The 27,000-nt window shown below is 72.9% G+C and carries 18 protein-coding genes; all 18 read right to left on the bottom strand.

The genetic code is table 11. The features are described 5' to 3' along the window. Positions 1-2 precede the first annotated feature (2 nt). On the bottom strand, positions 3-2,414 hold the full coding sequence (locus tag H4281_RS33355; RefSeq protein WP_182894830.1) for a caspase family protein: 2,412 nt from the start codon (positions 2,412-2,414) through the stop codon (positions 3-5). A 43-nt stretch (positions 2,415-2,457) separates the two neighbouring features. Next, positions 2,458-5,322: an ATP-binding protein gene (locus tag H4281_RS46640; protein WP_182894829.1), complete on the bottom strand. Its 2,865-nt coding sequence runs from the start codon at positions 5,320-5,322 to the stop codon at positions 2,458-2,460. Between the two features lie 27 nt (positions 5,323-5,349). Beyond that, entirely contained in the window at positions 5,350-6,795 is a 1,446-nt protein-coding gene (locus H4281_RS33345) for a hypothetical protein (RefSeq protein ID WP_182894828.1), read from the bottom strand. 31 nt (positions 6,796-6,826) lie between these two features. After that, the gene (locus H4281_RS46635) at positions 6,827-9,517 is read right to left on the bottom strand and encodes a CHAT domain-containing protein (RefSeq protein ID WP_182894827.1); all 2,691 of its coding nucleotides are present in this window, start codon (positions 9,515-9,517) and stop codon (positions 6,827-6,829) included. A 50-nt stretch (positions 9,518-9,567) separates the two neighbouring features. Beyond that, positions 9,568-10,503, bottom strand: a complete 936-nt coding sequence (locus tag H4281_RS33335; RefSeq protein ID WP_182894826.1) for a hypothetical protein — start codon at positions 10,501-10,503, stop codon at positions 9,568-9,570. Between the two features lie 253 nt (positions 10,504-10,756). Next, a complete protein-coding gene (locus tag H4281_RS33330; protein WP_182894825.1) occupies positions 10,757-11,413 on the bottom strand; it encodes a 4Fe-4S single cluster domain-containing protein in 657 nt (218 codons plus the stop codon). Then, on the bottom strand, positions 11,410-12,594 hold the full coding sequence (locus tag H4281_RS33325) for a hypothetical protein (protein ID WP_182894824.1): 1,185 nt from the start codon (positions 12,592-12,594) through the stop codon (positions 11,410-11,412). The genes H4281_RS33330 and H4281_RS33325 overlap by 4 nt, the downstream gene beginning before the upstream one ends. A 15-nt stretch (positions 12,595-12,609) precedes the next feature. After that, complete coding sequence (locus H4281_RS33320; RefSeq protein ID WP_182894823.1) at positions 12,610-13,185, bottom strand: FHA domain-containing protein; 576 nt, start codon at positions 13,183-13,185, stop codon at positions 12,610-12,612. Next, positions 13,185-15,101 (bottom strand): AAA family ATPase, encoded by a 1,917-nt coding sequence (locus tag H4281_RS33315; protein ID WP_182894822.1) that lies wholly within the window; start codon positions 15,099-15,101, stop codon positions 13,185-13,187. Before H4281_RS33315 ends, H4281_RS33320 begins: the two co-directional genes overlap by 1 nt. A gap of 51 nt (positions 15,102-15,152) precedes the next feature. After that, positions 15,153-16,457: a hypothetical protein gene (locus H4281_RS33310; RefSeq protein WP_182894821.1), complete on the bottom strand. Its 1,305-nt coding sequence runs from the start codon at positions 16,455-16,457 to the stop codon at positions 15,153-15,155. A 10-nt stretch (positions 16,458-16,467) separates the two neighbouring features. After that, positions 16,468-18,705, bottom strand: coding sequence for a protein kinase domain-containing protein (locus tag H4281_RS33305; RefSeq protein ID WP_182894820.1), 2,238 nt, complete (start codon positions 18,703-18,705; stop codon positions 16,468-16,470). Between the two features lie 22 nt (positions 18,706-18,727). Beyond that, the gene (locus tag H4281_RS33300) at positions 18,728-19,945 is read right to left on the bottom strand and encodes an OmpA family protein (protein ID WP_182894819.1); all 1,218 of its coding nucleotides are present in this window, start codon (positions 19,943-19,945) and stop codon (positions 18,728-18,730) included. After that, entirely contained in the window at positions 19,942-20,775 is an 834-nt protein-coding gene (locus H4281_RS33295; protein WP_182894818.1) for a hypothetical protein, read from the bottom strand. Before H4281_RS33295 ends, H4281_RS33300 begins: the two co-directional genes overlap by 4 nt. Further along, positions 20,772-21,200: a hypothetical protein gene (locus H4281_RS33290; protein ID WP_182894817.1), complete on the bottom strand. Its 429-nt coding sequence runs from the start codon at positions 21,198-21,200 to the stop codon at positions 20,772-20,774. Before H4281_RS33290 ends, H4281_RS33295 begins: the two co-directional genes overlap by 4 nt. Then, on the bottom strand, positions 21,197-22,012 hold the full coding sequence (locus tag H4281_RS33285; protein WP_182894816.1) for a hypothetical protein: 816 nt from the start codon (positions 22,010-22,012) through the stop codon (positions 21,197-21,199). Before H4281_RS33285 ends, H4281_RS33290 begins: the two co-directional genes overlap by 4 nt. Continuing rightward, positions 22,009-22,764 (bottom strand): hypothetical protein, encoded by a 756-nt coding sequence (locus H4281_RS33280; protein WP_182894815.1) that lies wholly within the window; start codon positions 22,762-22,764, stop codon positions 22,009-22,011. Before H4281_RS33280 ends, H4281_RS33285 begins: the two co-directional genes overlap by 4 nt. 52 nt (positions 22,765-22,816) lie before the next feature. Beyond that, positions 22,817-25,906: a CHAT domain-containing protein gene (locus H4281_RS46630; RefSeq protein WP_182894814.1), complete on the bottom strand. Its 3,090-nt coding sequence runs from the start codon at positions 25,904-25,906 to the stop codon at positions 22,817-22,819. Beyond that, a complete protein-coding gene (locus tag H4281_RS33270) occupies positions 25,899-26,951 on the bottom strand; it encodes a hypothetical protein (RefSeq protein ID WP_182894813.1) in 1,053 nt (350 codons plus the stop codon). Before H4281_RS33270 ends, H4281_RS46630 begins: the two co-directional genes overlap by 8 nt. Positions 26,952-27,000: the final 49 nt, after the last annotated feature.

The raw sequence follows: 27,000 nt of genomic DNA, 5'->3' as shown, positions 1-27,000 counted from the left end.
TGTCACTGGGGATCTGACGGACCGCTGTCCGGTGCTTCCGCCACGGCGAGGCCGAAAGTGAAATCCGCCGTCCGGACAGTGTGCTCGGCTTTCGGCCGGGCCGCGCCGAACCGCTCTCCCGGACCGAAAGCCGCGCGGTACAGGCCGATCGCGCCGCCGGTCGCCGCGGTCAGCGCGGCTTCGGCCGCATCGACGATCTCGGCCGCCGATTCCCCCGCGATGCCCGCGAAGTCCGCCTCGGCGCCCCGGTCCGGGGAAACCCACACGGCGACGTCCAGCTGTTCGCGGACTTCGCCTTCGAAGAGCGGGCTTTCGCTGACGGGGAGCCGGGTGCCGTCGACGGTCCCGGCGAACCGGGCCGTGCGGACGCGGTGGCGGAGCTTGCCGTCCGCGCCGGTGGTCAGCACCAGTGTGTCGAGCCGGAAATCCCGGTTGCGGAACGCGCGGTTGTGGTGCACGACCAAGGCGGGCAAGCGCACGGCGATCCGCGCGGGCGGACCGCTTGCCGCACCGAGGAAATCGTGGCCCGGGCGGTCGTCGATCTCGAAAACGGCTTCTTCTGCCCGCGGCGCGGGGACCGGTGCCAGGTCGAAGCCGATGGTCTGCACGGCGAAGCGCATCGGCCGGGTCAGCATCGGCGTGATGATCTCCCGGCCGTCCCGCGCGCCGAGCCGCAGGAGCTGTGCTTCCAAGCGGTTCAGCGCGCCGCTGGTGCGCACGCCTTGCTGTTGCAAGAGCGCCGCCTCCGTGCGTTCCTCGCTGATCAGCACCACGATGCTTTCCTTGCGCGGCAAGACCGGCGGCACCGACGACGGCCAGCTCAGCTCCATGCCGGGCAGCGTCCCGGTGACGTCGTTGCCGCCGAAGACGTACCGTTTGCCGGGGGCGATCGGGACGCCGCTGGGATTCTCCGGGTTCAGGAGCGTGACCTGGGCGGAGACGCCGACGTCCAGCAGCGAGACGTAGACGTATTCGCCTGGGTCGCCGTCGTTGTGCACGGTCACGCACACTGCCTGGCCGGGATGGAGAACCGCGCCGCCGGCAGGCAACGGGCGGGCGACGCCGTCGACGACCTGGGCCAGTTCGACGCGCACCCGGGTGCGCAGAGCCAGGCCCGGGTCTTCCGACAGCCGCAGCACCGCCCGCGCCCGCGCGATTCGCTTGAGGTCGCCCAGCACCTGGTGCGGTGCGGCTTTCGGCTGGTTCAGCGGGCCCGCGGCGTCGTGCAGGGCAACGCCTCCGGAGCCGGTCACGGTCCGCACCGCCGCCGTTTCCCCCTCGGCGGCCAGGCGCAGTGCCGGATCGGCCTGGACGCTCTCCGCCAGCGAACCCGTTCCGGCGTCCAGCGCGACGGGGAGCGGCGGGACCGCGGTCGCGATCACTTCGGCACGGGCCCCCGCGGGAATGTCCCGGCTGGGGTCGGGACCGCGCAGCGGGCCGAAGGCCGCCTGCCCGTCCGTCCACTTGACCACGGTCGTGCCGAGCAGGTCTTCGTCGTTGCGGATCGCGAACTCGTCGCCCTCGCGGTAACCGAGCAGGCCGGCGCCGGAGATCCGGATCCATTCCCGGTGCCGGGACGCGGGCAGCGCCGCGGCCTGGTCGGCGAGTCCGGTGCCGAACAGTTCGCGGTCGCGCGGGCCTTCCGAATCCGGTCGCTGCACGCCGCACTGCCGCAGGACCAGCTGGCGGACCCGGTCGCCGACCGTCGCCCAGGACAGCGGTTTCGCCGCCGGGTCGAGGGTGTCGAGCACGCGGGTGAGCGCGTCGGTGAAGTAGCCCATGGTGACGTCGTCGGCGTTCGGCGCCTCGTAGGCCCGCTGGTTCGTCGCGCAGGCCACGAGCCGGACCGCGTCCGGATTGCCCCGCGGGCTCAGTTCGGCGAGACCGGGACAGGTGCGGTGCAGCGAGTCCAGGTGGGCGCGGGCGAGGCAGGCCGGGACGGCGCGGGGCCAGACTTTGGCCACCGCGCCGGTTTCGAGGTCGCGGGACATCGCGCCGGAATGGCAGCAGTCGAGGATGACCGCGGCGTTGCGGGTCCGCGCGGTGAGTTTTTCGAGCAGCAGCGACAGCTCCACGTTGGCGATGCCGCGGAAATCGTCCTCCGAGGACTCTTCGTAGTCGGTCGGGATGATGAACTGCAGCACCCCCGGGCCCGGCATTCCTTCGGCGAGCGCCGGGTCTTTCGCGTAGGCCCCGTGCCCGCTGTAGTAGACGACGGCGGCGTCGTCGGGCCGCGACCGCGCGATCAGCTGTTCGTAGGCGTCGAGAATGCCTGCCCGGCTGGCGTTTTCGCCGTCGCAGACGACCGGGTCGAAATCCCAGCGCGTGAGCGCGGCGGCCAGCGCGGCGGTGTCGTTTCCGGGACCGGTCAGGCCGCCGGTCGCCGAACCGATCAGCAGTGCCCTGCGTGTCATGTTCCCTCCAGGATCATCGCGGCCCGTGCCCGGGCCGCGTCGTTCATTCCCCCAGCAGTCCGCATTCCCGGGCGATCCGCACCGCCTCGGCGGCGTTCCTGGCGTCGAGCCGGCGCATCGCCGAAGCGCGCTGATTGGCCACAGTGGACTTCGCCAGCCGCAGCCGGGTGGCGATCTGGCTGTTCGTCAGCCCCTGGGACACCAGGTCCAGCACCTGCAGTTCGCGGTCGGTGATCCCGAACGGACGCTTCGGCCGGGCCGGGGCCGCACCCGGCAGCTTGCGCGCCCGCCGGATCCGCCGGACCAGCGCGGCGAGCGGGACCGCGCCGAGCCGGCCGGCGATCGCCCCGGCCTCGGCGGCCGCTTCCGCCGCCGTCGCGGTGTCCTCGTCGCGGGCAGCCGCGCGGGCCAGCGCGTAAGCGCGGTGGTACGGACGGTCCAAAGAGGACCAGGATTCCGCGATGCCGGCCCACATCGGCGTGGTGTCCGCGCCCGAGGCTCGCGCTCGTTCGGCGGCGCAGAGCGCGGCTAGCGCCCGGGTTTCGGGGTCGTCGCCCGCGGTCGCCCGCGAAGCCAGGTCGCCGGCGAAAGCCCGGAGTTCCGGCGGCAGGCCGGGCTCGGGCCAATCGGCGGCGATGCGGAGGCCGCAGGCGCACAGTTGCAGCACCAGCAGCACGTCCTCGCTCGCCGCGACCGCTTCGATGCCGTGCCGCACGGTCGTCAGCGCGTTCTCCGGATCGCCTCGCGCCTCGGCGAGTTCGGCGAGGCAGCGGTACACGGGACTGAGGAACCGCGGCTGTGCGCTGGGCAGGTTCCGCACGCTCTCCAGGAGCCGCTCCGCCTCGTCGAACCGGCCGGTGGCCAGGTCGATCTCCGCTTTGGTCAGCCGCTGGAACGTGGTCTCCCGCGCCGGGTGGTAGCGCAGCACTTCCTCGACGAGGACCGAGGCCTCGTCCCATTCGCCGATCTGGAACAGCGTCGCGCAGGCGTTGTTCGCCAGCAGTGCCGACTGCCGGGAGTCGAGCAGCCCGAACTCCCTCGTTTTCGCCAGTCCGATCCGGAACTGCTTCGCGGCCTCGACGATCCGGCCCGCGCGCTCCAGGCACACGCCGAGGTTGCCGCGGGCGCGCAGCTGGTCCTCCAGATGGTCTTCCGCCTCCGCGACGGCGAGCGCCTTCTCGACGGCCGCGACTGCTTCTTCGTGGCGGCCCAGGCCGGAAAGCGCCAGCCCCCGGCTGTTGAGCGCACGTCCGGTTTCCGGCCCTGCCGACGCGGCTCGGGCCTCCGCTTCGGCTTGGCGGGCCAGTTCGAGCGCTTCGGTGCACCTCCCGGACTTCACCGCCGCCGTGGCGAGCGCGGACCGGACCCGGGAGCCCGCCGCGCTCGGCCGGGCCGCGTCGAGGATGCGGTCGGCGGCCCGCAGTTCGGCCTGGGATTCCTCGTCGTAGCCCGCTTCCCAGTGGTAGCTGCTCAGCCGCTCGTGCAGGCTGCCGAGCCGGACCGGATCCGCGCCGTTCGCCGCCGCCACCGCCTCGCGGGCCCAGGTGACGCTTTGGCGCAGGTGCCCGGCCCAGCGGGCGGCGTTCGCGGCCGCCTCGAGCACCTGGTCGAGCGAGGCGCCCGCGACTTGTCCGGCATCGGGGAGCCGGGGCCAGAGGTCGAGCGCGCGGGCGTACTGAACCTCGGCCTCGGTGAACGCGCGCAAGCGCAGGGCGAAATCGCCGGCGCCGATCGAGGCGTGCAGTGCCCGGGCCGCGTCGTCGGCCGCATACCAGTGATAGGCGAGCTCGGGCAGCAGCCGCGGATTGGCCGGGGCCTCCTCGGCCAGCGCTTCGGCGAACTGCGCGTGCAGGCGGCGGCGTTCCCGGGCCAGCACCGCGCGGTACGCGGCTTCGCGCAGCAACGCGTGCTGAAACCGGTACGAGCGATCGTCCTCGTCCTCGACCAGGACGTGCTGACCGAGGCATTCGGTGAGCGCGGCGTCGAGCGCCCGGTCGTCGAGCCCGGCGACCCGGGCCAGCACGGCGTCCCCGACCCGGCGGCCCGCGACGGCGGCGACCTTGGTCAGCCCGGCCGCGTCGGGGCCGAGCCGGGCGAGCCGTTCGTGCATGAGGTCGTCCAGCGAGGGCGGGATGCGGGCCGCCCCGGAGCCGGACTCGGCGACGAGCTGTTCGGTGAAGTAGGGATTGCCCTCCGACAGCGCGAAGTACTCGTCGGCGCGCTCCGGGCTGACGTCCTCCCCGGTCAGCGCGGCGACGAAGGCCCGGAGTTCCTTGCGGCTGAAGGGTTGCAGGGTCAGCCTGCGCGTCCGGCGGACGAACTCCGGCTCGGTCAGCCGGACCCGCAGCGGATGCCCGGTGCGCAGTCCCGACCGGTAGCTGCACACCAGCATCAGCCGCTCGTCGGTCTTGGTGAGCACGAAGTAGGCGATGAGGTCGAGCGTCGCGGTGTCGGCCCAGTGCACGTCCTCGAACACCAGCACCAGCGGTTTCCGGCCGCCGATGTGGTCGAGCAGCCGGGCGACCGCGCCGAAGACCCTGCTCCGCGCGCCGGGGCCCGGAGCGGGCCCGGGGCCCGCGGTGAAGTCGGAGATCAGGCAGGACAGCTCCGGCCAGGCGGGTCCGGCCAGTTCCCGGGCCCGCTGCTCGCCTTCGGCGCGGACCAGGCCGCGCAGGGCCTCGGTCAGCGGGCCGTACGGGATGCCGTCGCCTGCCAGTTCGAGACAGCCGCCCGCGAGGACGAACGCGCCGGATTCGCGTGCGGTGCGGGCGAATTCCCGCAGCAGGCGCGTTTTTCCGGTGCCTGCTTCGCCGTCGAGGACGAGGGCTTCGGGGCGCCCGGCTGCTGCGGCGGCGAGCACTTCGCGCAGCAGCTGGAGTTCGGCGTGTCGTCCGAAGAACGGGTTCACGCCGGGCCTCCTTCCGTGGTGGCGTGTTCAGGCGAGCGGTTGGGCCGCGGCTTTGAGCGACACCGGCCACGGGTAGCCGGCGGGCAATCCCTCGACCGCCTTGCGGAGTTCGGCCGCGGCGAAGGCGGTCCGGCACGCACAGCGGAGCGCGTGCAGTTCCGCTGCGCGATCGGCCGCGAGGTTCCCGGAGCCCAGCAGTGCGTCGAGGCGGCCGGTGAACCCGGCGGCGAGCGCGTCGAGTCCGGCGAGCGGCCGTTCGGGCGGGAGGAACGCGCCCAGGCAACGCAGGACGACCGGGAGTTCCGGATGGTCGATCGGCAGGGCGCGCGCGGCGGACAGCAGAGCGCGGGCGCCGAGTTCGCAATCGCTGCCGTCGCCGTCCGGATCCGCGCGTCGGCGGAGGCGCAATGCGACGGCGTGGGCGAAATGCGTGAACGCAGTGTCCTCTTCGGACAGTTCGGCGGTCTCGCTCTCCAGCACCTCGCTCGCCAGCGCGATCGCGGTGTCCACGGATTCCACCGTGGGCGGAGCCGTATCGGGCAGCAGCAACTCCGCGGCGGTGCGCCAAGTGCGGCGGCCGTCGAGGGAAAGCGACGCGACGAGGGACTGCAGCAACTCCGCCTGCACAGGCTGCGGCGGGACTTCCGCGGGAGCCTCCGCGCGCGCGACCGCCGGGCTTTCTTCGGCGGCGTCCTCGACGATGATCACCGGAACCTCGTCAGGACGCACGTTCAGGACGCCCGCGCCGGACTCGATCGCTTTGCGCATCAGGCTGGAGAAGCCCGCGCCGCCGTTGGCCATCCGGGCTTGGAGTTCGGTGAACCGGGCGAACAGGTTCTGCATCGAAGACAGGTCCAGCGGCCGGTCGCCGAGCCCGAGCATGGCCTTCATCAAGTCGCACAGCTGCAGCAGCAGATCGGCCATTTCGGAGACGTCGGCGGACACGCCGTCGGTGTCGCACACCGTGTGCAGCAGCTCTTCGGCCCGGTCGATGTCCGGCAGCGCGGCGGGAGAACGGCGTCCGGACAGCAGGTCGGCGGGGGTTTGGGTGACCATGCCGGTCAGCTGGTTCTGCGCGCCGGTGAAGAGCAGCATCGCCAGCACCAGGCGCAGGATCGCGAGGTAGGAGACCTGGAACCGCCCGTGCTCGATGGCTTCTTCGAGCAGTTCGACGGCGCGCGGACGGTGGGTGCCGTCGCCGGTCCGCACCGTGCGGAAGGCGAGCAGGTACCCGAGGAAGGCCGCGACCTGCGGGCGTTGCGGATCGCCTTCGCGGTGGTGGCCGTAGACCTCGTCGGCGCACTGGATCGCCTCGTCGAGATCGGTGCGCGCCGAAAGCGAATCCAGCGGCGCGGTCGTCATGCGCTGGAACAGTTTCTGCGCCAGGCTGCCCAGCGGTTCCGTCCGCGCGGGGCCGCTGAGCGTCGCGAGCCGGGCGCGCAGTTCGTCGATGGTCTCGGTGGTCTGGGGCATCCGGTTGTCTCCTTCGCCGGGGGAGGGCTGGTCAGTGGCCGCCGTGGACGAATCCGGCCCATCCGGCGACGCCCACGTGCTCGCGGTGGGCGAACGACTCGCGCAGCGGGGCGGGGACGCTGTCGGGGATCGGCGCGTCCGGACGGAGCAGGCAGAGCTGGGCCGTGCGCAAGGCTTGCCACGGCGGCAGCTTTTCCGCGCGCAGGTAGTGGTGGAACAGGTACATCAGCATCGACGTCGCCTCGTCCGGAATCGCCCACTGGGTGAACAGGACGGTGCGGACGCCGCCAGCCAGGAACGCGGTGCCCAGGCTGTAGGCCTCGTCGTAGCCGTGGATCGACCGGCCGGTGTGGCACGCCGCCATCACGACGAGGCCGATCCGGCGGCCGGGGGTGCGGTGCAGCAGCCGGACGATCTCGTCCGCGCCCAGTTCGCCCGGCGTGCCGGGAGAATCGGGTGCCAGCACCAGAACGGCCTTCGCGGCCCGCTCGTCGGAGGTGAACTGGCCGTGGCAGGCGAGGTGCAGCACCGCTCCGGCTTGCGGGCCGTCGGCGGTCAGCCACGCCCGGACCTGTTCGGCGGTGCCCGGTCCGGACGGGCTCGGGGATCCGTTCGGGCGGCGGCCGACGTACTTCGCCGCGTGCAGGAAGGCTTTGTGGACTTCCAGCGCCTCGAGCCGCGCGGCGGGCAGATCCCGCGCGGTGCCTTCGGTCCGCGGATCGCTGACGACAAGGCCGGTCGAGGTCAGCCGTACCGGGGGCCGCGCGGCGTTGGCGCAGAACTCGCGGGCCGACACCGCTTGCGAGAACGCGGCCAGTTCCAAGGCGTAGGCGCCTTCGCGGTTGCGTGCGGCCTGCCAGGGGATGGCCGCCAGTTCGGCCATCGGGATGAGCACGATCCGCGGCACCCGGTCGCGTGTTTCCGCGTCCCGCGCGAAATAGCGTTCCAGGAGCGGGCCGATCGCCACTCGCCAGGCCCATTCGCAGAGGTCGTCCAGGCAGTCGGTGAACGAAGTCTGCGCGACCGGAGCCAGCTCACGCGAAAAACGCGACAAGGCCGTCAGATAACCCTCGATTTCGTTGTCGTGGCGCACTCTCAGGTACGACAAAGGCAGGTAGGCCATTCGTCCTTCGCGCGGGATCACCAGGGCCATGCCCGGTTGCTGTTCGTCGGCGGGCACGAGATAGACGAGGGCGTCCGCCTCGACGGTGCGCAGCGCGGCGCGGACGTCCGCGGGAGACGGCAACCGCAGCAGATGTTCGATTCCTCCCGCGGCGTCCACGAGCACTTCGATGGCCTCTGCCCGCAGCCCCGGCGCGGTCGGCCCCTCTGTCTCCCACCGCTGCGCGAGGGCGTCTTGCCCGGCCGCGCGCAGCCGCGGCACCAGATCGAGCATTTCGACCTCGGCGAACAGCATCAGGCCGCGGCCGGTGTCGAGCGCCTCCATCGCGCCCGCGTAGTCGCCCGCGAGGACGCGCTGCCGGGCCAGGTCCATGCCCATGGCGGCGGCCTCGCGCAGACCGGTCCGGGCCACCGCGGGATCGGACTCCACCAGTGCGCGGCGCGCGAACCGGTACAGGGCGGTCAACCCCGCCTCGCCGGAGGCGGCGTGGTCGCCCAGCCGGCGGCTGATCTGCGAGAGCAGGTTGTTGGCATCCGTCCACAAAGGATTCGCCGATCCGTCGCGGCCGCGCAGGTCGCGGATGAGGTCTTCGAGCACTTGCCGCGCCTCGTCGAGGCCTTCGGTCGAGCCGAGGACCTCGGCGCGCCGCCACAGGTTGATCGCGACGCCGTTGCGGGCGAGGTCTTGCGCCGGACCGGGCTCGGCGGCGGCCTCCTTGGTGAGTTCGACGGCCCGGTCGATGCGCGCGAGGTCGGTCTCGGTCCCGCCGCGCATCAGCGCGTAGCTGGCGGCGAGCTTGTTCATCGCTCCGGTTTCGCCGCCGGTGTACCGCCGGACGGTCTCCTCGGCGGTGAGCCCGTCCACGTCGGGCATCGGGTCGGTGAGCAGGCCGAAGATCGCGTTCGAACTCGGCGGGAGCTCGAACGCGGACGGGTCGAGGCCGAGCGCCAGCGCGCTGTGGCGCAGCCGCTCGAGCTGGTCCTGCGTCGCGGACCAGTCGCCGGTGTGCTGCGCCCGGAGGAATTCGGCCATCGTGTCGCGCACGTCCCGCAACTGCGCGGCCCGCTGCTCGTCGCCGATGCGGTCGATGAGCGGCCCCATCTGCTCGATCATGCCCATCGCGCTGCTTTCGTCGCCGCGCTGGAACGACACGCTGAGCCCGACTCCGTGGCGGGCGGCCGCGAGCGCGGCGAGGGTGTGCGGGAATCCCGCCTGCTCCGTCGTGAGCTCGTCCAGTTCGGCGACGACCTCGGCGGCCGCGGCTTCCCGGTCCTGCACCTGGCAAGCGAGCTGGAAGGCCCGTGCCGAGGCGCGCGCCTGCGGCCAGGCGAGCAGGTGCGGGGGCGCGGCGTCCGCCAGGTCCAACAACGCGCCGGTCTCGGCGATGAGCTGGACCGGCGGTCCGCTGCCGCCGTCGGTCAGCAGCGTGACCATGGTGGCCGCGAACTCGCTCCGCAAAGGATGCCCGGCGGGCAGCGCGCGCAGGTCGGCCAGGAAGGACGGCAGGTCGTGCCGCCCGCCCGCGGCCACCGCGTCCACTGCCGCCCGGCAGCGCGCGACGGCAGCCGGATCCGCCGGGACGTCCGTGCCGTTGCCCACCCTGGCCTCCTCGCTCCGGTTCTGCTCTTCCCTGACGGACGGCCGCCGCTTCAGGGCGCGGTCACCGCCGCCAGGATGCGGTGCACCGCCTCGGGTTCGGCGGCCCGAGGCTCGTCGTCGAACACCGACGCCACGACGTCCAGCACGACCTCCTCGGGCGTTTCGCCTGCCGCGATCCGGCTCGTGATCGCCGCGACCGCCACCGCCGCCAGTTCGGTCAGCGCGTCGGGCGGTTCCTGGCCGCCGGACGGGTCGACGAGGAAGAGGTCTTCGCCGTTCTCCGCGGACACCCGTTGCAGCGGAACCGACGGAGGCTGTTTGCGCCCCAGCGGCCGCTCGACGTAATCCGCGTACCACCGGGGCCGCACGCGCATGGCGGACAGCACCGCGGCGATGTCGCGCGCGACCTCCTGGCGGGCGGTCGCGGGGTCGGCGCCGCACCCCACGCGGTATTCCGCCCACTGCTCGACCGGCCAGATCCCGGGCCCCACCGCGGCGTCCGTGCCGACGAAGTCCAGGATGTCGACGGCGAGCGCGAGCAGCACCGGGTCGCGGCCGAGTTCCGCGGCCAGCCAGCAGGGGACCCGCGGGCGCTGCAAGGCACCGCGTTCGCTGCGCCTGCGGCGGTATCCGTCGACGGTGGCGTGGCCGAGCCTGCTGCGGATCCACCCTTCGAGCGAGGCGATCGGCACGCGCGCGTTGGCGAAAATGTCGTCGATGACCGCGTCCATGTCGTTGTGGAACCGGTCGAGGCACGGGTCGTCGAGGCGCCGGACCCCGGCGGCGCAGCGGTAGTGGCCGCGCTTGGCCTCCAGCTTCCGGGTGAGGTTCCGGAACAGGACCGGCTCGGCGATCTCGAACACGGCGGCCCGCAGGCGGCGGCGGGCCTCGCCGCGCGCCGCGGCGGCGTGCGCGGCCAGCTTTCCCTGGCTCGCCAGCTGCCGGACCTGATCGGGGGTGACGGGGACGAAGTCGTTGCCAGCCATGGGAAAGCTCCTGCTGATCGAAATTGCTTCGGCAAAATCGAAGCTAGGAGCCGTCTTCCGCGGGTTCGATGGACCGCGCGGGAGTTGATGACAACGCACTATCCGGGAACCGCGGCGGACCGCCTCGTCTCGCGGACTGGACCGGTGGGACGACCCGGTTGGACCGCTCGACGCCGCTGCCGGGAATTCAGCCGCTGGCCCCGCCTGCGGGGTTCCCCTCACGAACCTGCCCGGTACGGTGCCGCCTTCGCGGTCAGCGTCGCCACGTCACCTCGGTGACGTCGAGTCCGAGGTCTTTCATCGACCGGTCGAGGGTGCGCAGCGCTGCTCGGCGAGGGGTGCCGATGATCCAGGGGCCGTCGTCGCCCGCCTCCAGCTGGAGCGGTCCTCGCGCGGGCGCGCAGTCGACGAACTCGGCGTAGCGGTGCCTGCCCAGTGCGCTTTGCGGGACCATGCGCTGGTTCGCCGAACCCCGCCACACCAGGTCGGTCGGCTGCGCGACGTCGAACCGGCCGTACACCACGACGTCGGCCCGCGCGGCCGCGGCCCGGCGGGGCTCGTCCAGTTCGTCCTCGTCGTAGCCGGTGTAGAGCAGGAAGTCGAGGTCGCGGTCTGTGCCGCGGCGGATCTCGTCCGCGGCGGCGAGGAACGCGGCGAGGCTTTCCGCCTGCTGCAACGGTTCTCCGCCGCTCACCGTCAGCCCGGCGGCACCGCGGTCCACCGCGGATTGCCACAGCGCGGCCAGGTCCTCGACCGGCGTCTCGGTCCCGCCGTCGGCGGACCAGGTGTCGCGCGACATGCAGCCCTTGCACGCCAAAGTGCAGCCTTGCAGCCAGATGCCGAGCCGGTGCCCGGGCCCGAGCGCGCGGACCGGGTAGTGGGTCCGGCTGATCCGCAGCCGCGCGCTCATGCGGGACGCGTCCGGTTCAGCCGGTTCTCGACGGCTTCGGTGAAGGCCGGATCGCCGGTCGTGGCGGACAACGCGTCGAAGTAGGCGTACTCCGCGGCGCGGTACGCGGCTTGGATCGCTTCGATCAGGGTCGCGGGCTGGCGGCCGCCGGTCTCGGGAATGACCGCGGCGAAGTCCGCGAAGCCAGGGTCGAGTTCGAGAATCATCTCCTGCAACTGTGCCTCCAGTTCCTCCGAACGCTGCCTGCTCGCCGCGTACGCCTCCTGGAACGGATGTCGGCGGGCGAGGCCGACCATGAACGAGACCGAGCCGCCGACCAGCAGTCCGGCGATCACGATCACCACCAGGGTCGTGCCCGTGATGTCCAGCGACGCGAGGCGGACGTGGTCCGCGCCGACGACGGACGCGGCGACCATGCCCAGGAAGGCCGCCATCGTGGTCCAGGCGACGCCGAGGACCGCCGCCGCGGGTTTGAGCGCGCGGTCGCTGCCGGTCGCCCGGCCCGACCGCAGCATGACCGCGGTGACGTGCGGCCCGAGCACGGTCATCACCGCGGACGAAACGCCCAGCGCCCAGGCCGCCGCGGCGGGCAGCACGCCGGAGAGGAAATGCTGGAACACCAGGTAATGCACCGGACCGAGCACGACGACGAGCCCGGCGAGGATGAGGACCCTCCACCGCAACCCCAGAGCGGTGGTTTCGCCCTCCCACACCGGATCGTCCTCGGGCGCCTGGTCCTCGCCGGCCTCCGCGGGCGGCCGGTGCGGATCCGGCTCGCGCAGCCACGCTTCCCGTCCCGCGAGGCGGCTCATCATCTGCCGGGCGGCAGCCGTCTGCCGGCGCGCCTCGTCGCGCTGCTCCCGCAAGAGCGCAGTCTGCTGGAGCACGGCGAGATGCCGTTCCTGCGCCGAGGCGACCGCCGCACGGCAGCGCTGGCGCAGGAGGTTCGCGTAGTCCTCCTTCTCGGTTTCCGCGTCGTGCGCGGCGGCGAGGGAATCGGTGAACGACCAGCCGTCGCGCACGTGGTTGCGGGCGTCGGCTTCCCCGCGCGCCCGCGCCTCGGCGATGAGCACCGCGGCGGGCGTGCGCGGGTCTTCGACCGGGACGGGCGGCCGCGGCCGGGCACGCGGGGCGCGGTCTGCGGACGCCGGGGCCGGCGCCTCCTGCGGGGGATGGGTCACGATGCGCTCTCCTGGCTAGCGGCGGTACAGGGTGATCGAGCCCTCGACGTCCCGGCCGAACCGGATCCGGTCGCCGGACGCCAGCTGCCGGTCCAGCGGCGGCTGGATCTCGGCTCCGTTCAGGAACGTCCCGTTCGGGGTCGGCAGCGCTTCGATCCAGGCGGTCCCGTCGGCGTCGACGCGCACCGCCGCGTGCGCGCGGGAAACGTTGGGATGATCGCGGAAGACCCGTTGATAGGAGCCCAGCCTGCCCAGCTCGACCCGGACGCCTTCGCTCACTTCGACCTCCCCGCCGGCGAACTCGATGTACAGGGCGGGCGGCGTCAGCGAGCGGCCGCACTCCAGCCGCGTGCACTGGGTGTTGCCGGGAGCGGCCTCGTGCGAGCAGCGCCAGCAGCGGTCGCGGCTCCACCCTTTCCGCCGGTCCGCCGGCTGGACCGGGATGTCCGTCCCGTCCGTTCGACCCCGTTCTGTCGTGGCGCCCCCAGGCGGTTCCTCGGCGACCTCCACCAGCGGGCACGTGTGCTCCGCGCACATCGACGCTCCGTCGTCGAAGACCTCCGAGGGATCCTCGGGGCACGCCCAGCGCATCAGGCCCCGCCCCGGGTGAGCCGCGCGGTCAGGCCGGGGCCGTCGTCCTCGCCGCCGGGGCGCAGCTCGAAGACCTCGACCAGGTCGCCGCGGGCGGCGTTCTCGTCGAACAGCATCCGCGCCAGCGGGTTGACCAGATTGCTCTCCAGCATGTTGCCGATGCCGCGGCCGCCGTTTTCCAGGTCCTCGCAGGACAACGCGGCCAGCCGGGAGTGCACGGCGGGCTTCAGCTCCAGCCGGACGCCGAGCTGGGTGCGCACCTTGGAGACGACGTTGCGCAGCTGCCCTTCGAGGATCAGCACCGCCACCTCCGGGCTGATGTAGTTGAAGACGACGATGTTGTCGCCGAACCGGTTCAGCAGCTCGGGCCGTTTGAGCACCGTGGTGAAGTGGTCGCGGATCTCGTGCCGCACGCTCTCCTCGAGTTCCGCGTACCGGGCGCCGGGCTCGACGAGCCGGGTGGTGGCCTTGGTCTCCGGGTCGGTCCGCAGGATGCCGAGGTTGGAGGTGAAGACGAGGACGCATTCGGAGAAGTACGTGGTCGTGCCCTGGCCGTCGGTGAGCCTGCCGTCCTCGAGGATCTGCAGGAACTTGTCCATCACGAGGTTGTGCGCCTTCTCGATCTCGTCGAAGAGCACCACCTGGAACGGCCTGCGGCGGACCGCGCCGGTCAGCTCGCCGCCCGCCTCGAACCCGACGTAGCCCGGGGGAGCGCCGATGAGCCGGTCGGCGGCCTGTTCGGCGGAGAACTCGCTCATGTCGAACCGCAGGTACGCCTGGGCGTCGCCGAAGAGCAGCTCGGCGATCTGCTTGGCCAGTTCGGTCTTGCCCACCCCGGTCGGCCCGGCGAAGAACAGCACCCCGCGCGGGCGGTGGCCCGAGGTGCTCGCCTGCGCCCCGGAAAGGCCCAGCGCGGCCCTTTTCAGGATGTCGAGGGTCTTGCCGATCGCGCGCTCCTGCCCGAGCACCCGCTCGGCGATGACCTTCTCGCCCCGGGTGATCTCGGCGCGCACGCTGGCCCGCTGCCACAGGTTGTCGTCGATGCCGAGCTTGTAGATCCGCGTGGCGTCGGCGAGGCGGTCCACGCCCAGCTCCCGGTCCGCCGCCAGCCGGGTGATCTTGAGCAGCGCTTCCAGCGGCATGCCCTCGGTGAGCGCGGCGAACTCCTTCTCCGGCGGGATTTCCCGCGGTTCCGGCTCGGCCGCCGCGGGCAGCAGCGGAACGAGGAGCTTCGCCATCCGCTCGCGGTCGTCGAGCGTCGGCACCGGGGCGGCCAGCGTGCGGATCGCCTCGATCCCGGCGGTGAACCAGATCGGCAGGTCGCGTTCGCTGTCGGCCAGCCAGATGACCGGGTGGTACAGCGCGCGCGGGCGGTCGGGGTACTTGTGCCGGACCGCGGCGAGCGCGAGTTTCTGGAAGTAGACGAACTCGTCGCGTTCTTTCGCGTCGAGCTGTGCGGGCGAGCGCAGGAGCCGGGAGGCGTGGTCCACGACGAAGGCCAGCCGGGCGAGCGGCCGTCCCGGCCCGCCGGACCGGGCGGCCGCGTGCGCGGTGGCGTCGGTCTCCAGCGGCGGTTGCTCGGCGGTCCCGGCGATCTTGGCCAGGTGCGCCCGCAAGCGTTCCGGGGACGGCCGCCTGCCCAGCACGCCGCAGCCGAGCACCTGTTCCGCCGCCCGTCGTGCGTCCTGTGTGGACGGATGCACGTCGAGGCCGGCGACCGCGTCGTAGGTGACCAGCGCGTCGAACCCGGCCGGTTCCAGCACGTGCCACAGCAGCTGGGTCAGCGACAGGATTTTCGTGGCGCCTTGGTGCTCGACGAGATAGGAGTCGCGGATGTTGCCGTGCAGCACGTACTGCGCGTGCACGGCGAGGGTGCCCGCGATCTCGCTGGCGAAGGCCGGGACAGGATGCTGCATACCGGGTTCGGTGGACACTGGCGCGCTCTTTTCGGGCCGGGCGGGCAGGGATCAGGTGTGGTACCGGACGCCGGGCCGGGACGCGGTTTCGATGTCCTCGACGGCGTCTGCACCGGCCACTTGCGCGGGCGTTTCCTCCAGGCGCACTTCCACTCCGGCGGCCGCCGCGGCGGCGGCGACCGTCCGCATCGCCGCGTTCGCGACGGCGCAGCGTTCCTCGCCGGTCGCTTTCTCGCTGTCGCTCAAGGGGGACCGGGCCGCTTCGAGGTGGTGTTCGATGCGATTGCCGTGGTGCACCCGGACCACCGTCGCGTGTTCGTCGGCCCAGCCGGGCCGGGCCATCCGGAGCCCGCTGAAATCCTTGCCCTCGAAGGTGTCCAGCACCTCGTGGCCGTCCTCGGCGAGGCAGCGGCGGACGAGGTCGCGCACGAACGCCCGCCCGGCCGTTTCGTCGGCCCAGTCCATCAGCCGGGCGCCCTCGCGGCGCAATTCGGGGGTCAGGTCGCGAGTGCCTTCGACGACCTCGCGCAGCGCGCGGGCGGTCCCGCGCAGCGGAGCGGGCGGGTCCACAGCGGACAAAACCTCGGCGAGCGGGCCGTCGTCCAGTGCCGACACCCAGGTGGCGGCCAGCCGCCGGCGCTCGATGGCCGGGTTGAGCTCGGTGACGATCTGGTAGCGCAGCTGCCTCAAGTACATCGGCTGCTCGGCCCCGGCCGGGATCGCGGCGGCTGCGGCGAGCATCTGCTCCAGTTCGGCGGTGGTGGCGTCCGGGTCGAGCAGGCCGATCACGTCGGCGACCGACGTGGCGGCGACCGGGCCGCGCCGCGGTGCGTGCCGGTCGGCGACGGCTCGCCGGTACCGGTCCAGTTCGGCGGAGAGGTCGCGGTCCGCGCCGGTGTTCGGCGCGGTGAGGACGACCCGGAGCGGCGGTGCGGCCGCGTCGATTTCCTTGTGCAGCCGGGCGATCTGGTACTCGGTGTCGGACACCCAGCGGACCGCGAGGGCGGGCGTCACCTCGGCGGAGAGAGCGAGCGGGGGAGGGACCGGCAGCCCGATGCCCGCCGCTTTGGCGCGCTCGCGGACGAGCCGCAGCCGGGCGTTGACCGCCACGATGTCGGCCATCGCGCGCCGCCGCCACTGCCCGGCCGCCTCCGCCGCCTCGATCGCGGCGATTTCCCGTTCCAGCGCGGCGCCTGATTCCCCGATCGCGCGGACCGCGCTTTCGGTCGCGGCGCCGACCGCCCTGGCCACCAGCACCGCGCCGGCCGTCACCGCGTACGCGCCGGCCACCACGATGGCGCCCGCCGCGACGATCGGAAGCCCGGCAGGTGCGACGACCATCGTTCCAGAACTCATGGCTACCTCCTCATGGATGGGATGACGGACCGCCGCCGCCCGCGCGGGCCAGGATTTCCCGTTCGCGGCGGTCCTGTGCGCGCCAGGCCATCGACCGCTGGACCGTCCACGGCAGGATCAGGAAAGCCGCCAGGAACGGCGCGGCGAGGGGCGCGACGACGGTGAGCGCGGCCAGGCCCGCGACCGCGGCGAGAGCCGCCGGGACGGCGGTGCGGCGGGCGAGCAGCCGCCTGGCCAGCCTGCCCAGCGCGACCCGGCCGGCGCCCAGCAGCGAGTAAGCGGGATGGAACCGGCCGCCGCTTTCCCACGCCAGCAGGCTTTCCGACACGAGGACGAGCAGGGCCGCGGCGGCGAGGCCCACCCAGGAGTCGACGATCTGGGCGTCGGAGGCGACCTCGGCCACGTCGCTCAGCCCGAGCAAGGCGAGCAGGAACGCGGTGACCGCGGCGACCCCGGCGGCGGCGTAGCTGAGCGCCTGCGGGCGGTTCTGCCGCCGCGACCAGTCGCGCAGGCTTTCCGTGCGGCGCAGCCAGGCTTCGTGCGCCTCCTGGGCGCGCCGTTCGTCGGCGAGCCGGGCCGACTCGGCTTCGGCGTGGGCGACGAGGGCCATGGCGATCCATCGGCAGTCGTTGTTCCGGACCAGCTCCGAAAACCAGTCCAGGCGGAAGGCGCGTGCCTGTTCGTCAAGCTCGCGGCGGATGGTTCGGGTGTGTTCCGCGGTGGCCGTCGCGGCGAGCAGTGCCAAGGAAAGCGCCCGTTCCCGTTCCTCCCGGAGGAAGACTTCGGCGGCTCGGCGCGCGTCCGCGTTCGCCACGGCTGCCGCGCGCTCGGCGAGTCGATCCCAGGCCGTCCGCCAGTTTCGGCGGACTTCCTGAAGGCCGAGCCCGCTCGATGCCTCCCCGCGTGCGCCGCCGGAGGCGAGGAGCGGCAACAGTTCGCAGTCCCAGAGTTCGGCGACGACGTCCGTGCTCGGGACGATTCCTTCGTAGCCTTCCTGGGCCAGCTGCGCGAGCGGGCCGGGCGCGATGTTCCATCTGCGGTACCAGGGCGGGAAGGCGGGGGCTACCGCGCGCACGAGATGCAGCAGGCGCACGTCGGCGGGCGCGCGGCGGCGGGGCGGCGGGACGCGGGCGCCGTCGTCGGGGAAGGCCGCCAGCCAGGCGGACAGCCGCCTCGCCGGTTCGGGGTTTTTCCCGCACAGCACCGAAAGCGCCAGTCCCCAGTCGTTGACCAGCGCGGCCGCGAGGTCTTCCCGGTCCCAGAACTGGCGGCCCGCGAAGACGTACGGTTCCCCGGCGCGGGGGTCGTCGGCGGGCCGGGGCGGGGGAGTGCTGACGGCGGGGCGTTCCCCGCGCAGCCAGGCGGCGACCTCCTCGGCGCCCCAGCGGTGGTCGGGGTCCATGGTCAGCAGGCCGTCGCAGAGCAGGCGGAGGCCCTCGTCGGCGACCGCGCCGGTGTCGATCGGCCGGCCCGAGGCGAGGCGGTCGCGGATGACCTGCGGGACGGTGATCCCGGGGAACAGCGGCTGCCCGGTGGCGAGTTCCGCCGCGCAGACCCCGAGAGACCACCAGTCGAAGGCCGGGCGGACCAGGCCGACGTGGAACTCGGGCGGGGTGTAGGGGACGGTGCCGATCCGCCCTTCGTCGGTGTGCGCCTCGCCGGCCGGCACGTGGAGGGCCATGCCGAAGTCGGCGATCGCCACCGTCAGCGGTTCGAGCCCGGCGACCAGAATGTTGGCGGGCTTGAGATCGCGGTGCACGATGCCCGCCTGCTGGACCGCGGCCAGCCCGTCGGCGAGCTGGCGCACCACCTCCGCGACGACGTCCGGGGCGACCCCGGCCGGATGCCGCAGCCGCAGGTCCAGCAGGGTCCCGCCGGTCAGGTGCGGCATGACCTCGTAGAACCGGTCGTCCTCGACCCCGGTTTCGGCACAGCCGACGACGTGCGCGGGGCACTCGCCGCGGAGGAACGCGACGACGCGTTCGTCCGGGAGCCAGCCCGGCCGGTGCACCTTCAGCACCCGGGGCGCGCCGTCGGAACGCCGCACGACGTGGAAGACGTCGCCCTGGCCGCCCGGGCCGGTGATGTCGAGCTCGATCCGGAACCGTTCGGCGAGCAGGCGCGGCAGAGCGCGGCCCGCGCCGCGGGGGCGGGACCGGCCGGGCTCGATCTCGGTCGGCTCGCCTCGGTCGAGCGCACGCCTGCCGGGTTCGACTTCGGTGGGCGGGGCGCCGTGCGGTGCGGTCACCCGGCGGTCCTCGCGAATCCGGTCAGCCGCACGAGAGCTCGACCACCACGGACCGGTTCTGGGCGGCGGCGACCGGGTCGAGCGTCCCGTCCGGGCCGATGTCCCGCACGCGGCCGGGCCCGTTCTGGCCCGCGCCGACGGTGGTGATGCGGTCGGCCGCGATACCGGCCTTGACCAGCAGCGCCTTCACGGTTTCGGCGCGCTGCTTGGACAGCGTCACGCTGTCGGCGGGCGAGCCGAACGTCGCGGTGTTCCCGGTGAGGGTCACTTTCTGCCCGCCGGCGAGCTGCGAGACCAAGGTCTGCAAGGTGTCGTGGGCCCCCTTTTCGTCGCGCAGCCGCGCCGTGTTCGGCAGGAAGCCGACTGGCCCGCTGTCACGCAGCACGGTCGTGCCGCAGGGCCGAAACACCGGCGCCGCGGGAACGTCGACCTTCGAGACCGGCAGGTCGGTTTTGACCGTGTCCTGGCGCCGATCGGGAAGCGGGAGGACCGCCGTGCATGTGGCTCCCGCCTTGGCCGCGACGGCCTGCCACAGCGCGACGACCTTTTTCTGGAGGCTGCCGTCCAAGGCCGGTTGCGGATCGGCGGTGAGGCCGAGCCCGGCGAGGAACACCGCTTTGTTCTTCAGCTCCGGCAAAAGGTGTTTCGCGGCAAGGAAGTTCGCCAACTCGCCGGGGTCCGCGTCGAACATCGCACTGTCGCGGAAGGAGATCGTGCCGGTCGTGGAGAGGCCCGAGTCCATCAGCACGACGGTGCCGCCGTCGCCGGTGAGCTTGCCCGCCTCGGACAGCGCCGTCAGATCGTCCGCCTCCGGCTTCTTCGGGCCGAGGCCGGAGACGGCCTGGGCGACCTGCTGGACGGCGCTCGCGATCTCCTGTTTGCGCTGGGACTCGTTCTTGCCCTTGATCACCGGCGAGATCTTGAGCGCGCGGGAGGGCTGGCCGTCGACCCGGAACACCTGGACGCTCTGCTGGTTCTGCACCGCGGCGGAGAGCAGGTCCTGCACCCCGGCGGCGACGGCGGGCCGCTGGCTTCCCGCCCGCGCGCCCACGACCAGGCTGACCGGCTTGTCCGGCGCGGCGGTGCAGCCGTCTGCCGCGAGGCCGGTCCCGGCGGCTGTCGAACCGCTGGCCGAACCGCCTGTCGGAGCGCACGCGGAGAGCAGGGCAGCCGCGGCGGCGAACGCCAGCGCCGCGGGGAACGGCCTTCCGCTGTTTCCGCGGGGTCGCAAGGAGATCATCGTCCGTCCTTCGGTTCGGGGTTGTTTTCGCCGGCCTCCGGCGCGGGCGGCCTGCGTTCGCCGGGATCCGCGCCGCTGCCGAGCAGCCGTATCCGCGCGTCGGCCACGAGCTTGGCTTCGAGGCTGTCCAGCAGCGCGAAGTGCAGGCGCATGTCCTGGTCGGCCCGCTGCCGGATCTCCCGGACCTGGGCGGAGAGCCGCTGCGCCACGACCAGCCCGGCCTCCAGGTCGGCCAGCCGCGCCGCCGCTTTCGCCCGTTTGGCCACCGCGCGCGCCCACTGCTGGGCGGCGGGGTTGTGCAGTTTGTAGGCCATCGCTCCGGACAGGACGCCGGTGCCGAGGTACAGCGCGAGGAACAGGATCGCCGACAGATGGCTCGCCTGGCCGGAGGCGGCCTGCAGCTGCGACTGGGACTGGCCCTCGACTTCGACGGTGGTCCCGGTCTGGTCCGACGAGACGTAGAACCAGCGGAACAGGAAGGCGGCCAGCCCGAGCGTCAGCCACACCCCGCCGCACGCCGCGGCGAGCGAGCGCGCGTTCGGCGCGTGCCGCTGGACGGACGCTTCCTTCCACTGTTTGCCCGCGAAGTGCGAGAGCGCGAGGCAGACGACGGTGAACCCGCCGACCAGGATCCACAGCTTCCACGGCTCTTCGTTGATCGCTTCTTCGAGGACCTGGTCGAACGCGACGACGTCCACCGCCGCCGCGGCCACGAGCGCCAGGTACTGCAGCCCGGTCGTCCACGGCAGCCCGACGATGAGCGACGCGTCGCCGCGGATCACCCTGCGGCGCTGGGAAAGGACGGTGATCGGCCGCCTCGGCTCGGTCATGGCTTCCCGCCCTTGCGCTCGCTGCGGCGGACCGGTTCGTGGTACGGCGAGTCCGGGTCGGTCACTCGTTCCAGCGCGTGCGCGACCGCGGCGTCGAGGTCGTCCATCACGTCGCGCTGGTCTTCGCAGCGGATGCGGCGGGATTCGAGCAGGGCCTCGGTTTCGGCTTCCAGCTTCCCGATCTCGATCAGCAGCCTGTTGTGCTGGTCTTTGACCTCGACGACCCACTTGGCCTTGTGCGCCTGGATGTAGGCGTCGAGCGGCGCCGCGGCGCCCGCGTCCGGCCCGAGCTCTTCGATCTTCCGGCTGACGTCCCGCGCCAGTTCGGCGACCGCGACCTCCGGCGGCGCGGGCTCGCGCAGGTTCCGCAGCCGGCGCTCGATCGGGGCCGGGATGCTCTCCGGCCGGTTTTTCCTGATTCTCATGCGGGTTGCTCGTAGTTCTCCGGCTCGGCGCCGGCGTCGGGGGCGGACTCGGGTTCCGGCGCCGCCGGGCGGAGGCGCTCGACGACGTGCAGCAGTTCGTACCGGCGGCCGAGGGATTCCGGCGGGCCGCTCGGGTCCTCGAAGACCCACGAGGGCAGCACCTGGCTGGTGTAGCGGATCAGCGGAGCCAGATAGGCGCCTTCGGCGTGGGCGAGCACGAGGTGCTCCCAATAGGTGGCGACCCGCATCGCGCCGCGGGCCCCGGCCTGTTTGGCCCTGGTCTGCGCGAGCGCGAAGTCGGAGCGGGCCGCCTGCTCCCCGGCGGCGATCCGGCCGCCCAGCTCGTCCAGTTCGTGCTGCATCGCGGCTTCCCCGCCGCGCGCCGCCGCGATCCTCCTGGCCCGAGCGGCCTCCCGGCGGCTGCGCAGGACGGTGTCCTGGCCGGGCTGGGCCTCGATCCGGCTGCGCGGGAGGAGTTCTTCCGGAGTGAGCGGGACTTCCGCGGAGACGACGCCGTCGGTCGCGCGCTCGAGGCCCAGTTTCGTGTCCGCGTACCGTCGGCGCAGCGCACCGAGTTCTTCGAACCGCGGCTTGTTCTGCCGCACGTACTGCGCGAGCTCGGCGGCCATCTCGTCGAGGGCGACGCTCTGGAGGTACTGGGGATAGGGCGCGGTGATCGCGCCGTCGTCGGCGACCATGGCGAGCACGTCGTTGTAAGCGGGGGTGCGCAGCCGTCCGTCCCTGCGTCCGCGTCTGCGGTCGGCGCGCCACTCGCGCTTGTCGTAGCCGGTCTGGCGGACGGACCTGGTCATCGCCGCTCCTTCTCGATGCGGGCGTCCCGGTGCCGGGACAGTGCCGTGCGGTGCCGGATTCCCAGCCGGGCCAAGGCGTTCGCCTGGACGCGCAGCTCGTCGGCCACCGCCTGGCCGGGGAATCCCGCTTCCGGGACCGGGATTTCGACGACGCTCAACGCCGCCAGCGCGGACAGCGGGTCAGCGAGCCCCTCCGCGGCACGTACGGCTTGCTGGGCCTGGTCGAGCGCTGCCGCGAGGGTTTTCCCGGTGCTGGTCTCAGCGAGACCGAGCCGCTCCCCTTCGCCGAGGACGGTCCGGCCCAGCGCGATCAGCCGGGTGGTGCTGTGCCCGAACTGCTCGGAGATCTCGCGCAGCTGCGGGTGCGTGCTGGCCAGCGGCGCCACGTCGGTCTCCTCCCACGCGCTGTCGTCCGGCCGGTGCTCGCGCATCGGCTCGGCGGTCGTCGTCACGCCGTCTGCTGTGATCAGGACGGACAGGTCCGCCGGATCCCCGGCGGCCCGGGCTTCGCCTGCCCGCAAGGCGAGCGCGATCCGGTCCTGGCGGGCCAGCACCTCCGCCACGTCGCGGCAGAGACTCCGCAGCCGCGGCCGGGCGGCCGGTTCCCGCGCCAGCGCGCTCATGCGCTCCAGCGCGTCCGCGATCAGCGTCCGGTGCCGCCGGATCCGGACCGCCGCCGCGACCCGCGCCGCGCCGACGAGCAGCAGCCCGGCCGCCCCGGCCGCGACCGCGATCCACCCGAGTTGGTCCACGCCTCACCCCACAGATCCGCCCACAATCCCGTCTGACGGACGGCCGTGGCGGTCATGCCCCGAGCAGAGCGAAGCCGCCCCAGCGCGAAATGTGCGCCGAGCCGTTGTCCGGGGCGAGCATCGACAGTTGCGCCCGGCGGAAGGCGGCCGCCGGGCGAGCCGGATCCTCGTCGAGATACTGCTGGAACAGCGAGAACAGCACCGGCGCGGGCGAATGCGGCCATGCTCCGCGCACGACGACGCGCGCACCCGCCGCGAGGAACGCGCTGGACGGTTCGAGCGCTTCGTCGTACGAGGAACGCGTGGCGTGGTCCGCAGTGCAGGCCTGCAACACCAGCTCGCCGTCCGCGAGCCCGGCAGAGTCCATAGCGGAGCGACGAGTGAGCAGGCCCGCCGAGGGGACCAGGGTGATTTCGACGTCCTCCACCAGATACCGGCGTCCGGAGCCGGTTTCGCGCCAGGCCGCCGCCCACGGCGCAGCGCCGAGCGCCCCGGCCGGAACGAGCGCGATTCTCGGCACCCGGCCGGGCGCGGCGGCCTGCGCGGCGGCGAGCACAGCGGCGCCGCCCGCCAGCCACGCCCAGCCGCCGAGCGCGTCCAGCGCCGCGGGCTCGCGGCTGGGATCCCGGGTGAACGGCTCGGCGGCGAGCAGCGGCAGCCTGCTGCTGGCGACCGGGCCCTCGGCGGGCACGACCACCGCGGTGCCGCCCGCCGCCGGATCGTGCGGAATCAGGTAGACGAGCGCGTCCAGCCCGCGGTCCCGCAGCGAACGGCGGATCTCGTCCGGCCCCGGCGGCTCGGCCAGCGTTCGTTCGTCCTCTTCGGACAGCTGTGCGGCCACTCGTCGGCGAGCCGCCTCATCAGCGCTCTGAGCAGACGGCCAGGCCTCGGCGAGCTCGGCCCGTCCGGTCTGGCCGAGGCGGTCGCGGAGCAACTCGGCCCCGGCGCCGCGGGCCAGCGCCGCGCCGCGTTCGGCCTCGACGACGCGGACGAGGTCGTCGAGGGCGTCGTCCTCGTGGCACCAGCCCGCCGCCGTCCGTGCGAACCGGTGCACCGGCGTGCTCGGTTCCCACTGCGGGAAAAGGAAAATCTGCCAGGTCTGCCGGGCCAGCGCGCGCAGGGCGACCTGTCGGCTGCGCGCGAAGTCCCCGGGCCCGCCGCGCCGCCGGAGCAGCCGGCAGAGCTGCTCGTCGACCGCAGGCTGCCCGCTGTCCGGACGCTCCAGCGCGCGTTCCAGGTCCTCGATGGCGGGCTCGGCCTCGTCGCCGTCGTGCCCGCCGAGGACCATCTGCGCGGACACGAAACCCCGGATGCGCCGGACGAACGGGCTCGCCGCCGCTTTCTCCGGCAGTTCGCCGCACATCCGCAATACCTTGCGATAGGCCGCGGTCCGGGCGGCCAGATCGCCGTTCTCCACCGAACCCGCCGCTTCGCCGAGCGCGGTCAGCAGCGGCAGGAGCGCCGCGCTCTCCTCGCCGGGCTGCGCCGCCTCGGTCGCGGCGAGATCCGCCACCATCTGCTGAATCCCCGGACCGAGCGGCTGCTTGCCGTCGACCATCGCCTGCAGCGCGGTGCGCTGGTCCAGCATCTTCAGCAGGCTGTCCGCGTCGAGGAGGCTTCGCACGCCCTCGTCGTTCAGCGCAGCGCGGAGCGGGCCGGGATCCCGGTAGCCCAGCAAGACCGGGATCATGTCTTCGAGCACGGCCGCGGCCGCGCCCAGTTCAGGGCTCCGGCCCTCCTCGTCGTGCTCGCTCATCCGGCGGAGAGCGTCCGCCGTTTCCGCGAAGACTTCCTGCATCAGGCTGACGTCCAGCGGGAACCGGTCGGCGATCCACTGGCCGCGCAGCTGGGCGGTCCGGTACGCCAGGAGCGCCCGCGCGGCATCCGGTCCGGCGAGCGCTTCGGCGCGGGCCTCGGCCAGGATCGCGTCGACGTCGCACCGGTCCGCGACCGCGTCGCCCCCGAAAGCGTCCAGTGCCGCGGCGAGGCCGCTGATCCTGCTGCTGTGCAACGGAACGACCACGCCGGGATCGACGTCGGCGTGCGTCAGTGCCCGGGTCGCCCATTCGACCGCGGGCCAGGCGTGTTCGTGGCCGGAGAGTTCAAGCAGCGACTCGTGCAGACCGGCGAGCACGACCTCCGACCCGGGCGCGCGCTCGGGCGTCCCCAAGACCTCAGCGGCGGACGACAGCACCGGGGCGTCTTCACTGGTGCAGCCGCGAACCTGAAGAAGGAGCGCGCAGCAAACGGTCTCGTGGTCGTTGAGGCCCGCCGACGCGCGTTTGGCCGCGTAGGAGGTGATTGCTGTTTCCAGTTCGGCGGTGGCCTCGCCGTCGCTGGTGCAGAAGATTTCGTTGGCGACTTCCGCCACGATGCCGTGCGCATCGGGCAGCCGCTCGGGATCGGCGGCGAGCAGTTCGAGCAGCTTCTTCGCGGCGGCGAGGGCCTCGGTGAGCAGGCTGCGGTCCGCGCCGGCCAAGTACAGCTGTTCGAGGACATCGACGAAGAGCTGCCATCCGTCGACGCAATCGTGGCCCGCTTCGGCCAGCGCCGGCGCAGTGAGCGCGCCGCGCAGGAGGTCCGCGGCGCGCTCCAGATCGTTGTGGTCCCCGGTCAGCGGATGGGCCCATCGCAACGCCCACGCCCGGCCCAGTGCGAAGTAGGCGGCGTTCAGGGAATCGGTCCAGGACAAGGAGATCCTGTCGAGAGCTCCGGTCAGCTGCCGTGCGCGCTCGGCGGTGACGGCCTCGGTGCGCAGCAGGGTGGCGACCATCTCGCTGGCTTCCACCGCGGCGGATTCCGCCACCTCGGGCGGGCTGCCCGGCGCGGAGGCGGCGGCGAGCAGGCAGGAGGCGGCGGTCTCGTAGTCCGCGGCAGAGCCGGTCTCCTCGGCGATCCAGCCGTGCGCGCAGCCGAGCACGCGCTGCCAGTGCGGAATCGACGGGTGGCCGGACGCGGTGTCGACGGCGAACCCGACGAGTTCGGCGGCGAGGCGCAGTTCCTCGACGCTGGCGTCCGGTCCGAGCGCTTGCAGAAGGCCGATCCCCGCGTCGGCGGCGTCCTCCGGCTCGACCCGGCCCGGATTTTCCCGGAGCAGCGCCGCGATCCGGTCCGCGCCGTCGTGCGCACCTTCATCAGCCACGGTTCACCTTCCCCTGCCTCGCCTCGATGACCGCCTGGACGCGCGACATCACGTCGTCCAGGCCCTGGGGGTCGGACAGCAGGGACTCGGCGCGCTGCCGGGGCAGGAAACCGTTGTCCGCCAAGCCGCGCAGCGCGGACCGCAGGCTGGTCTCCCGGTCGTCGGGCGGCACTCCGGCGAATCCGGTGACGACCGTGTCGACCACGACCGCGTCCGGGTCGGCGCTGGCATCGCGGAGTTCGACGGCGGCGAACGCGGCCTGCGCGCTCGGGTCGGCGACGCAGTCGCTGCCCCATTTGGACGCGTCGTCGTCGGAAAGCGAGGCGACCGCGCTGTCCGGGCGGCGTCCGAGCGGGCGTTCGATGTAGGCGTCGTACCAGCTCACGTACTCCGGAGCGGCCCGGGTCCCGACGTTGACCCGTGCGCCAGTGCTGCACACGCACTGGATCGTGGCGAGCATCGCGGGGATCCGCTCCACGTAGTACGGCACGGGCTTCCCGAACTCGGCGGCGCAGCGCTCGGCGATCCGGCGCACCAGATAGCCGCCCGAGGGCAGCGGGGCGGAGTAGCCCGCCTCGTCGACGAGGTGCCCGAACACCGCGCGGTGCTCTTCGTCGGGAAGCGCGAGCCCGTAGCGGTTGCTGCGCACCTGCTTGGGCTTCGCCTGCGCACCGCGGGCGCAGCGGTAGGACCGGAGCACGTCGTGGACCCGTTTGCGCACGTGGACGCGCACGGCGCCGGGCGGATTCGTGATCGTGGCGCCGTGCTCCGTCAGAAAGATCATGACGACGTGCAGGACGTCGGCGACGAGATCCCGGCAGACGCATTCGCCGGAGAGCACGAGACCGGACGCCGGTTCCGGGCCCGCCGCCGGGCCGTAGCGGAGCTCGCGCAGCACGAGGCGCAGATCGCAGCGGGCGACCCGGTGGCTGGCGTGCAGCCGGTCCCGGGTTTCGCGGAGCTCGTCGACCGCGGCGCGGACGACGTCGGTGGGCAGTTCGGGGGAAGGACGGCAGGGCCGGACAGGGGAAGAGAGCGTCTTCATGCAGAAATTCCTACACTAACAGAAGTTAATATGCGAATGTGTGGCTAAG

The sequence above is a fragment of the Amycolatopsis dendrobii genome (assembly GCF_014145675.1).
GTDB classification, from domain to species: domain Bacteria; phylum Actinomycetota; class Actinomycetes; order Mycobacteriales; family Pseudonocardiaceae; genus Amycolatopsis; species Amycolatopsis dendrobii.
This window is presented reverse-complemented; position numbering and strand designations above follow the sequence as displayed.